The organism is Leptolyngbya cf. ectocarpi LEGE 11479 (assembly GCF_015207065.1).
GTDB lineage: Bacteria > Cyanobacteriota > Cyanobacteriia > Phormidesmidales > Phormidesmidaceae > Leptothoe > Leptothoe ectocarpi.
Map to the genome: position 1 here is coordinate 1 of NZ_JADEXP010000257.1, position 9,339 is coordinate 9,339.

Consider the following 9,339-nt stretch of genomic DNA (forward strand, 5'->3'; position numbering starts at 1 on the left):
CAGCATGAATCAGTAGCTGACAGTCTAGTAAGTGGTAGCCAGACTTGTCAGCCATTTTGGCTCCGGCTTTCAGCACAGAATCGTTTTTAAACTCGATAGTTTTGTTACACCGTACACAAATCAAGTGGTGGTGATGGTGGGGTGAAGGTTGATTAATTTCATAGCGTTTTTGACCTTCAGCCAGCTCTAGCTCTCGCAAAATCCCCATGCGGGACATCAGCTTGAGGTTGCGGTAAATGGTAGAGAGGCTGATGGGTTCGCCTTCTTCCTTGAGCGTCTCACACAGTTCCTCTGCACTGAGATGCTCACCTTTAGCAACATTTTGAAACGTATTTAAGATCGTTTCTCGCTGAGGGGTCATGCGCCACCCGCGCTCATGAAGTTCTGCTTTCATTGCAGCAGGGGTATAGGCGACCATGAACCTGTCTCCGTTAGCTATCAATAATCAATGCTTAATGAGAATCCTAGCGAATTTTTTGGCAGTTTGCAATAGTTTCTACTTATTGCGAAAAATATCTAAAAGGCCCTGAAAAATAATGCTCGGGGATCAGTGACATTCCTATGGAACCCGATGTAAGTATTCCAGTGAAAAATTACACCTAGTGAATCGAGTTCCCCTACTATTGATTGAGAACCTTTTGCATTAATAATGTCTATGTCCCGTAAATCTGTTTTTGTGTGTACTGGTCTAGTAGCCATTGCGATCGCAGGCTGTAATCAGTCGCAAGATGCGGCGGCCCCGGATGCAGCGGCCCCAGATGCGGTTGTCAATGTTTATTCGGCCCGTCACTACGATGTGGACGATGACCTGTTTGAAAGCTTTACAGAACAAACGGGCATTGACGTCAACGTCGTAGAAGGGAAGTCGGACGAGCTGATCGAGCGGATCAAAGCAGAAGGAGAGGCCAGCCCGGCGGATGTGTTTATTACCGTAGATGCGGGCCGACTGTGGCGGGCTGAGCAGGCAGGCATTTTTCAACCGGTATCGTCCCCTGTGTTAGATGAACGGGTGCCCGCTAGCTTACGCCACCCCGACGGTCTGTGGTACGGGCTGACCAAGCGGGCGCGGGTACTGGTCTATAACGTGGAGACAGTTGACCCGGCGGAGCTATCCACCTACGAAGCGTTAGCCGAACCCCCGTGGAACGGGCGCGTCTGTGTGCGCAGCTCCGGCAATATTTATAATCAATCGCTGTTGGGCTCGCTGATTGAAACCATCGGGTTAGAAGCCACTGAGACCTGGGCCGAGGGCTTAGTGAATAACTTCGCTCGCGATCCTGACGGGGGCGATGTCAATCAAATCAAAGCGGTCGCTGCCGGGCAGTGTGATGTGGCCATTGCTAATCACTATTATTGGGCAAGGTTAGCAAAGTCCGATGAGCCGGAAAGTCAGGATGTGATCGCCAAGACGGCGGTGTTTTTTCCAAACCAGGACGACCGGGGTACCCATGTGAATATCAGCGGCGTGGGCATGGTAGCCGGAGCTGATAATGAGGAAAGTGCGATCGCATTTCTAGAATTTCTTGTCAGTGATGAAGCCCAGGAGGTCTTTGCCGACAGCAACAATGAATATCCAGTGGTAGAAGGGGAGGCCATGGATCCCATCGTGGCCGAGCTGGGTGAGTTTAAGGTGGACGAGGTCAATGTCTCTGCCTACGGTCGCAATAACCCTGACGTGGTTAAGCTCGTGGACCGGGTAGGCTGGAAATAGGGCAAACTATGCTATTTCAAATTCCTGATGTGCTTACCGCCAGCGAGCTAAATCAGATCCGAGCAGAGCTGGCCACGGCTGAGTTTGTAGACGGTAAAACCACCGCCGGCTGGTATGCCAAACAAGTGAAGCATAATCAGCAGCTCCCATCCGGTACGGGGCAACCATTAGCAGCCATGGTCAGGGCCGCCTTAAACCGTCATCCCCTCTTCCAAGTAGGCGTTCGGCCTAAGCAACTTCACAGTTTACGGTTTAGTCGCTACAGCGTGGGTATGTCCTACGGTACCCATGCTGACAACGCCATGATGGGGGGCTACCGTTCAGACGTCTCCTTTACTCTTTTTCTTAATGCGCCTACTGATTACGCAGGGGGAGAGTTAGTGGTTGAGGGAGCTGACGATGAGCAGAGCTATAAGCTGCCAGAGGGCCACGCGATTATTTACCCCTCGTCCACACTCCACCGGGTAAATGAAGTGACCCAGGGACAACGGTTGGTGGTCGTAGGCTGGGTGCAAAGCCTGGTGCGTGACCCCGCTCAGCGTGAACTCCTGTTTGATATTGATACGGTACGGCGTTCAATTTTTGCCCAACAGGGCAAGACCGCCGAATTTGATCTACTGTCTAAAAGCGTGTCAAACCTGCTCAGACGCTGGGCGGAATAATCAGCTGCTCACTAAGGCTTTTCGCACATAGCTTCTGATTTCAGAGTAATACCCTAGGGGTCCCTCAGGTATAAATTTGTAATATCTGAGCCAGCGTTCGTTGAGCTGACTGCCCTGTTTTTTAGTGGCTTTGGTAATTTTCACACCTGTTGTCGGCAGTTCAACCCCAGAAAATTCAATGACCTGCTGCATGATGTTGTCAAAGTCATTGACTAAATTTTCGTAGACCACTTCTAAAAAAGGCAAGTGGTTTTGTTGAAAAAACGACCGCCATTTCTGATTGCGTCCCTTAAGACCTTGCTTGTAGCGATAGATATTTAAGGGCTTAAAGGAAAGTTTTTGCTCACCCCTAGGGGACTGCCGGTCAGCGTCCTGTTGAGGCACAATATACACCCCCGTTTGCTTCCCAATTTCCATAGAAATGGCCTGCTTAACGAGGTTCTGACGCCGAATAAAAATAAATCTGGGATTAGGAAATAGTGCGGACAAAATTTCAATATCTGACCGTGCTTGCCAGTCTGGATCCGTGCGAACAATTTTGAGCAAATTGATCATGTGATCCCAATGTAGCTTGACCCCAAACACCTGGTTTGGAGTTTTTCCCTGGGCGTATACCTGGGCTAGGTATGGATGTAAATCACTGGCCTGTGACCCCACACCGTTTGCGGCTAATACATCGGGACAAAAGAATTCCCTGGACTTACCCGTATAACCAATAGTCCCCAGGGTTAAACCCAGAAGATTACTTCCAGATCTACCTGTAGAACATATCACGATACTTTTGGTCGGCAACAGCTCTGCCGGAATAGAACCTGCAAACAACATGGGAGCCAAAAATCAGTGTTTCTACCAACTTCCAGCATATCCCAAGTAATGTTTTTTATCGTTTAACGTCTGTCTGCATAACATACTGCCCTGGCAACAATGGGTGGCTCTAGTGCCAAGACAGTAAGGTCAACGCCGTTAGATATAAGGAGCTTAGTAAGCGTCCTGCAGCTCGTAGAAATCAGGGGAAATGTAGTCCTTGCGCAGAGGCCAGCCCACCCAGTCTTCAGGCATTAGCAATCGCTTCAGATTTGGATGCCCTTCATAGTCAATGCCATACATGTCGTAGCTTTCTCGCTCTTGCCAGTCGGCAGCCTTCCAAATCCAGTAAACCGATGGCACCTTGGGGTTATCCCGTGGGATATAAACCTTGACGCGGATTTCCTCAGGCTGGTCGGCGTTATCACTGACCTTGAGCAAATGGTAAAAGCTTACCAGCGGCTGGCCAGGACCCGCATCATAGGCCCCCTGACACTGCAGGTAGTTAAACCCATAGGCATACAGAGCCGTACAAAACGGAATCAAAAATGCGGGCTCTACCTTGAGCAGCTCCACATTCAGGTGATCCCGTTCCATAATCTCATGGGAGAATCCCTGCTCGGTTAGCCAGGTGGACACAGGACCCGCTTCAACAATCGCGCCTGCTGCTTCAGTAGACTTCTTTTCTTCATCAGCCATTCGTCTGTTCCTCCGCCTGGGCCGCTTTCTCCGATTCGGGCAGGTTCATGGGCATCCCCATAGCCTGCATCAGCTCCTTAGGGGGAGCCTCGCGGGTGCCGGAGCGGATGTATTTGCCGTCCAGGATAGGATCGACGACTTCCATCTTGTGGGCACGGGTGTAGTAGCGATGGGTTTGCTCTAAAATACCCCGTTCGCGCATGGACTCATTGGCCACCTTTTTGCGTAACTTGATCACCGCATCAAAAATTGCCTCAGGACGCGGTGGGCAGCCAGGAATATACACATCGACAGGAATCAGCTTATCCACACCGCGCACTGCCGAGGGAGAATCAACGCTAAACATACCGCCAGTGATGGTGCAAGCCCCCATGGCAATAACGTACTTAGGTTCGGGCATCTGCTCATAGAGACGCACGAGAGCCGGGGCCATTTTCATAGTGACGGTACCGGCAGTAATCAGCAGATCGGCCTGCCGGGGGCTCGAACGGGGAGCCAAGCCAAACCGGTCAAAGTCAAATCGGGAGCCTAACAGGGCGGCAAACTCAATAAAGCAGCAGGCCGTGCCATATAGCAGGGGAAACAAACTGGAGAGTCGAGTCCAGTTGTAAATGTCATCAACGGTGGTGAGGATGACGTTTTCTGACAGGTCCTGGGTAACCGCAGGCGGGGCGGCCGGGTTCATGACCCGTTCGTTATCTCCAATTAAGGAACTGCCTGAGGGTGACTTTATGACCATTCCAATGCTCCTTTACGCCATGCGTAAACCAGACCAATAAGCAAAATTGCGATAAAAATCAAGGCTTCTACAAATGCAAGAACGCCCAACGTGTGGAAAGCGACAGCCCAGGGATATAGAAAGACGGTTTCCACGTCAAAAATGACGAATACCAGGGCAAACATGTAGTAGCGAATGTTGAACTGAATCCAGGCACCGCCAATGGGTTCCATACCTGATTCGTAGGTAGTTCGCCGGGCCACTCCCGTTCCTTTGGCTCCGAGGAGCTTAGCCGCCACCAGTGCCGCGACCGGCACCAGGCTACAAATAATCAAAAAGAGTAAAAAGTATTCGTATCCAGTTAGTACAAACACGCGCGTTTTGTGGTTTCCTATCAGCGGGCTGATTGTCCCCAACTAGCTTACTTCTATTCTAGTCAGCTGTGTAGGTGAATCCTAGGGCGATAGAAGATTCTGCCAATAAAAATCCTAGACAGTTGCCATTGATGTTTCTAGTGGCGATTTTTTTTGCAGGGGACAGCAATGTCCCTCATAAATGACAGGGATATCAGGATAGCCCACTCATGTATGTAATAATTGTTTACATCGACGCTACCTGAACACCCCATGAGTACTGAGCCTGATGACAAACCAGCGGTGAACGGCACTGAGGCTGAAGAGGCATCTGCACCGCCCACCCCTTATGAAATGGATCGCTATGAGTGTCGCCCCTGCGGCTATGTGTATGAGCCGGTAAAGGGGGATGGTAAGGCAAATATTTCTCCGGGGGTGCCATTTCCTGAGCTGCCAATCACCTGGCGCTGTCCGGTGTGTGGGTCACGTCCCAAGATGTTTACGAGCATTGGTCCAGCGGGTAAACCTTCGGGGTTTAGTGAAAACCTGGGCTACGGTCTGGGTGTTAATGTGATGACCCCTGGCCAAAAAAACATTCTGATTTTTGGCGCTTTGGCGGTAGCCTTTTTCTTTTTTATGAGTTTGTACGGTCTTAAATAGACTGATGCGCTTAGCCAGCGGGCACAGCCCGGTTTTCATGTCTAACATTTGTTTATTGGTCTTGAATTAGTAGAGATGCAAACGGTTTTAACGGACTTTTTTAACGGGCGAATGGCCATCGGGCTAAAGCGACTGATGCTAGTTGCGATCGCACTTCTCAGCGTCGGTTGTACAAAGTTTTTTCTGCCGCCCCTGGAGGCTAACCCCTGGCAGACAATTGCACTAGAAACCGACGCCACATTTTCTGATGTTGCCTTTGCGGCAGAGGCCGATCACGGTTGGCTAGTGGGTAGCCGGTCGTCATTATTTGAGACCACAGATGGTGGTCAGACCTGGGAGCAAAAGGTTCTGGATCTGGGCGACCAGCGCTACACCTTTACCTCCGTTAGCTTTAATGGCGATGAAGGTTGGGTCGCCGGTTTGCCTAGCGTGCTGCTACATACCACCGATGGCGGTAAATCTTGGGCCAATATTCCCTTGAGTGCTCAGCTACCGGGGGGACCTTTAGTTGTGACTGCCATGGCTAAGGGCTCCGTTGAGATGGCTACCGATGTCGGTGCCATCTACCGTACAGACGACAGTGGCCGCCATTGGACGGCTCTAGTTCAAGCAGCCGTTGGTGTAGTGCGCAACATGACCCGCAGTGAGGATGGCCGCTATGTAGCCGTTTCATCTCGGGGCAACTTTTACTCCACGTGGGAGCCTGGCCAAGAGAGCTGGCAGCCCCACAATCGCGAGAACTCGAAGCGTTTACAGAATATGGGCTTTAGCAGTAATGGCAATCTGTGGTTAATTGCCCGAGGTGGCCAGATGCAGTTTGGTCAGCCCAATGAAAGTCCAGAAGTCCCTAAATATGAAACCTGGAGTGATCCTCTACAGCCTGAACTCGGCTCTAGCTGGGGTTTCTTAGATGTGGGTTACCGGACTGATGACGAAGTTTGGGTCAGTGGCGGTAGCGGCACCTTGCTCATGAGCCCCGACGGTGGCGAAACCTGGCTGAAGGATGAGCCCGCTGGGGATGTGCCGTCTAATCTGTACCGTATTAAATTCTTTGGGACAGATCAGGGCTTTATTTTGGGACAGCGGGGCTATCTGCTGCGCTATCTAGGTGAGAAAGCCGCTGCTTGAAGCGACTTAAAGTACACTAGCGATATGGTGTTGAGTCATGGTTTTGATGTAACGAATCATGACCTCAAGTGAAAAAACTTTAACTAAACCTGAATCGTTGCTTGATAGGGAGATCCGTTGTTCCCTATGATGGTATAAACGCCTATTTGCTGTTAAGAGGAGATTTTAACAATGGCAGGTTCAACTGGAGAACGACCTTTTTCAGACATTATTACCAGTGTTCGCTACTGGATCATCCATAGCATCACTATTCCGGCACTGTTTATTGCCGGTTGGCTATTTGTGTCTACAGGCTTAGCCTATGACGCGTTTGGCACACCCCGTCCCAACGAGTACTTCCCTAACAATCAGGTACAGGTGCCCATTCTTGAAAAGCGCTACGACGCGGACAAGCAAATTACCGAGTTTGGTAACTAGCCCCTACTTATAAGTGCACCCCTTTGATTGTCAATTGAGATTGGAATTTCCCTATGACCAGCAGAAATCCTAACGAGCCTGTTGTTTATCCCATTTTTACAGTACGGTGGCTCGCCGTTCATACCCTTGGTGTTCCCAGTGTCTTTTTCTTGGGTGCCATTGCTGCGATGCAATTTATTCAGCGATAGGAGATTACCGTGGACAGATCCCCAAATCCCAATAAGCAACCCGTTGAGTTAAACCGTACGTCTTTGTTCCTAGGTTTGCTCCTTGTGTTTGTTCTGGGTCTATTGTTTTCCAGCTACTTCTTTAATTAAATGCATCGGGCTTTGGTGGCCTCTGGCGCTATCTAAGCCCATTTTCATGAGAGTAGGTGATAAATAGGAGTTAAATTCATGTTTCAGAATGGCCGAATTCCCCTTTGGATTGTGGCAACTGTTGCTGGCACGGGTGTGCTAGTAGTTGTCGGTTTATTTTTCTACGGTGCCTATGCTGGTGTAGGCTCAGGCGTCTAGGTGCGTTTGCCTTTGAACCTGGCTTGGTCCGAGTACCTATCATTGTTGTGCTAAGCACTTCGAATCTATACAGCAGTTAGGTTAGAAATGGGCGTAACTAAAACCCCCTTGATCCATTGGATCAAGGGGGTTTTAGTTATTGATTTTGCTGGGATTTGAGGAAGTCCTGGACCTATGCCAACAGACTTATGCTGACGTTTCTTCCTGTTCTACGTACAGAAACATGGCTATCATAAATGCAAATGCATGAATGGCCACGATGGGCACCATAACCTGAGGCAAAAGGGATGTATCCATTTATCAAGTCTCCTATCTCTCAACGATGAGCAACTGCTCAGCAGATTTAATCGTCTTTACATCCAGAACTGTCGGTTTAACCTAAAAGAGGCTCAACAGTCTAACTTGGATGTGGATCCTAGACCCAAACCTTAATTTACTGCGATTTGATGCGGCATATGCTAATTGTTGAGAAAGTTTGCAAGATATGTAGCGCCGTTTGATGGCAGCCGTTTGATGGCATATGACAAACGCCCCTACATACGCCAATCATCAAATATCGATAGGGAATCGTCTGGGGGCATAACGCGACGGTTTTGGACAACTTTTCGGCTTTCTTGCAAACTAGACATGTCGATTGCGATCGCAGCAAACTGAAGTTCTAAGCAGCCAGTCGGCACCTTGATCCGCATTAGCGTTTCAAGGTCGCCATCGTCATTGGGGGTAAACTGCATCAGCAGACGTGGGGCATCAATCAATGTGCGCGTTTGTAAATCATTCATCCACACTTTGACATAGGGCTGATAGTCACTAACGGGTACGCGCACCCTAATGGCAACCCAGTCCCCCGCGATCAGCTCCTGGCTCGGGACATCGAGGGTGGGGGGCAGCACTTGAATGCGAGGGACCTCGTCGCTATTAGCCGACGGGTGGGGCCGTTGCTCCGTCTGCTGAGTGCTTTTGTAGGACGGGGGGTCGTAAACTACAAATTCATTACTTTGTGGATTGCCCTCAGAGCGCATATCAGAGCGGATATCGGAGATGTCTAACGCCTTTTTGACCTCTAAGGATTGGCGATAGCCGTCTTGGGTCAACAGGTTAAGTTTTTGCCAGAAGCGATCTCGCAGATGTAGTTTTTGAAACGCTCGATCAACGTTGAGGGTCGGTGAATTCCACCGATCATTGGTGGAGTCATCCTGGCGGTAGTCTCCATAGGGAGACTTTCGCCTGAACGCCCCTGCGGCTTTAGACGTGGCCATTTTGGCAGCTACCCCTATGTCCGGAGAGTTGGTCTCGGGAGTCTCTAGATGGGGGGGCACCTCAGGTGCGTCCATTTCGAGGTCACTTTGGATGACAGGAGCTACCTCTGAGAGAGGTTCGTTCGCGTCACCAAATTCTAGATCGAACTCTTCTTCATCAATGCTGTCCAACTCAAAGACCCTGGGAGTTGCAAATGGCGGCGGTTCGCTTTGCTCCTCGCCCTGCTCCCCTAGTTCTGCCGGGTCGTCTGCTGCAGGCGGCGCGTCTGTTTCTAGGCTGACTCCGTCTGCTGTTTCATCCGCTGCCTCGTTACTCAGGACCGATGGGGGTGATTGTTCGTCGTCGTCTGGCGCAGATGCACGGGTGGGTGGCTCCTCAATGGGCTCCTCAGCAGCGCTGGTGACAGACTGTCTCT

Annotated in this window: 14 protein-coding genes; 8 read left to right on the top strand and 6 right to left on the bottom strand. The window is 50.3% G+C overall.

Annotated elements, in window-relative coordinates; translation table 11 throughout:
* On the bottom strand, nt 1-418 hold a 418-nt coding region (locus IQ260_RS21820), incomplete at its 3' end, for a transcriptional repressor (RefSeq protein ID WP_193995203.1).
* Between the two features lie 237 nt (nt 419-655).
* On the opposite strand from IQ260_RS21820, the gene IQ260_RS21825 reads away from it, so the two are divergent.
* The gene (locus IQ260_RS21825; RefSeq protein ID WP_193995204.1) at nt 656-1,711 is read left to right on the top strand and encodes a Fe(3+) ABC transporter substrate-binding protein; all 1,056 of its coding nucleotides are present in this window, start codon (nt 656-658) and stop codon (nt 1,709-1,711) included.
* A gap of 8 nt (nt 1,712-1,719) precedes the next feature.
* Entirely contained in the window at nt 1,720-2,373 is a 654-nt protein-coding gene (locus IQ260_RS21830; RefSeq protein ID WP_193995205.1) for a Fe2+-dependent dioxygenase, read from the top strand.
* Here the strand turns inward: IQ260_RS21830 and IQ260_RS21835 are convergent, their stop codons facing one another.
* The 4 genes from IQ260_RS21835 to ndhC form a co-directional block, all read right to left on the bottom strand.
* Complete coding sequence (locus IQ260_RS21835; RefSeq protein WP_193995206.1) at nt 2,374-3,198, bottom strand: Stf0 family sulfotransferase; 825 nt, start codon at nt 3,196-3,198, stop codon at nt 2,374-2,376. It lies immediately after the preceding gene.
* Between the two features lie 153 nt (nt 3,199-3,351).
* On the bottom strand, nt 3,352-3,876 hold the full coding sequence (locus tag IQ260_RS21840; protein ID WP_193995207.1) for an NAD(P)H-quinone oxidoreductase subunit J: 525 nt from the start codon (nt 3,874-3,876) through the stop codon (nt 3,352-3,354).
* Complete coding sequence (locus tag IQ260_RS21845; protein ID WP_193995208.1) at nt 3,869-4,615, bottom strand: NADH dehydrogenase subunit K; 747 nt, start codon at nt 4,613-4,615, stop codon at nt 3,869-3,871. The genes IQ260_RS21840 and IQ260_RS21845 overlap by 8 nt, the downstream gene beginning before the upstream one ends.
* The gene (gene ndhC, locus IQ260_RS21850; protein ID WP_193995209.1) at nt 4,606-4,968 is read right to left on the bottom strand and encodes a photosynthetic/respiratory NAD(P)H-quinone oxidoreductase subunit C; all 363 of its coding nucleotides are present in this window, start codon (nt 4,966-4,968) and stop codon (nt 4,606-4,608) included. Before ndhC ends, IQ260_RS21845 begins: the two co-directional genes overlap by 10 nt.
* A gap of 252 nt (nt 4,969-5,220) precedes the next feature.
* On the opposite strand from ndhC, the gene IQ260_RS21855 reads away from it, so the two are divergent.
* The 6 genes from IQ260_RS21855 (at nt 5,221) to IQ260_RS21880 (ending at nt 7,667) form a co-directional block, all read left to right on the top strand.
* Entirely contained in the window at nt 5,221-5,607 is a 387-nt protein-coding gene (locus IQ260_RS21855) for a rubredoxin (RefSeq protein WP_193995210.1), read from the top strand.
* A 75-nt stretch (nt 5,608-5,682) separates the two neighbouring features.
* Complete coding sequence (locus IQ260_RS21860) at nt 5,683-6,735, top strand: photosynthesis system II assembly factor Ycf48 (RefSeq protein WP_193995211.1); 1,053 nt, start codon at nt 5,683-5,685, stop codon at nt 6,733-6,735.
* 171 nt (nt 6,736-6,906) lie between these two features.
* Nucleotides 6,907-7,152 carry a cytochrome b559 subunit alpha gene (gene psbE, locus IQ260_RS21865; RefSeq protein WP_193995212.1) on the top strand — a complete coding sequence of 82 codons (246 nt, stop codon included), beginning with the start codon at nt 6,907-6,909 and terminating at the stop codon, nt 7,150-7,152.
* Nucleotides 7,153-7,205: 53 nt separating this feature from the next.
* Entirely contained in the window at nt 7,206-7,340 is a 135-nt protein-coding gene (gene psbF, locus IQ260_RS21870; protein WP_193995213.1) for a cytochrome b559 subunit beta, read from the top strand.
* Between the two features lie 9 nt (nt 7,341-7,349).
* The gene (locus IQ260_RS21875) at nt 7,350-7,469 is read left to right on the top strand and encodes a photosystem II reaction center protein L (RefSeq protein WP_073607317.1); all 120 of its coding nucleotides are present in this window, start codon (nt 7,350-7,352) and stop codon (nt 7,467-7,469) included.
* A gap of 78 nt (nt 7,470-7,547) precedes the next feature.
* Nucleotides 7,548-7,667: a photosystem II reaction center protein J gene (locus tag IQ260_RS21880; protein WP_193995214.1), complete on the top strand. Its 120-nt coding sequence runs from the start codon at nt 7,548-7,550 to the stop codon at nt 7,665-7,667.
* A gap of 533 nt (nt 7,668-8,200) precedes the next feature.
* Here IQ260_RS21880 and IQ260_RS21890 read toward each other — a convergent pair.
* Nucleotides 8,201-9,339: hypothetical protein (locus IQ260_RS21890; RefSeq protein ID WP_228016336.1), on the bottom strand; the 1,139-nt coding region annotated here is incomplete at its 5' end.

Bases quoted from the DNA above. Each gene is read 5' to 3' on its own strand.
- IQ260_RS21840 (WP_193995207.1), bottom strand. From the start codon at position 3,876: ATGGCTGATGAAGAAAAGAAGTCTACTGAAGCAGCAGGCGCGATTGTT.
- IQ260_RS21855 (WP_193995210.1), top strand. From the start codon at position 5,221: ATGAGTACTGAGCCTGATGACAAACCAGCGGTGAACGGCACTGAGGCT.
- IQ260_RS21830 (WP_193995205.1), top strand. From the start codon at position 1,720: ATGCTATTTCAAATTCCTGATGTGCTTACCGCCAGCGAGCTAAATCAG.
- IQ260_RS21835 (WP_193995206.1), bottom strand. From the start codon at position 3,198: ATGTTGTTTGCAGGTTCTATTCCGGCAGAGCTGTTGCCGACCAAAAGT.
- IQ260_RS21845 (WP_193995208.1), bottom strand. From the start codon at position 4,615: ATGGTCATAAAGTCACCCTCAGGCAGTTCCTTAATTGGAGATAACGAA.
- psbF (WP_193995213.1), top strand. From the start codon at position 7,206: ATGACCAGCAGAAATCCTAACGAGCCTGTTGTTTATCCCATTTTTACA.
- IQ260_RS21860 (WP_193995211.1), top strand. From the start codon at position 5,683: ATGCAAACGGTTTTAACGGACTTTTTTAACGGGCGAATGGCCATCGGG.
- psbE (WP_193995212.1), top strand. From the start codon at position 6,907: ATGGCAGGTTCAACTGGAGAACGACCTTTTTCAGACATTATTACCAGT.
- IQ260_RS21880 (WP_193995214.1), top strand. From the start codon at position 7,548: ATGTTTCAGAATGGCCGAATTCCCCTTTGGATTGTGGCAACTGTTGCT.
- IQ260_RS21825 (WP_193995204.1), top strand. From the start codon at position 656: ATGTCCCGTAAATCTGTTTTTGTGTGTACTGGTCTAGTAGCCATTGCG.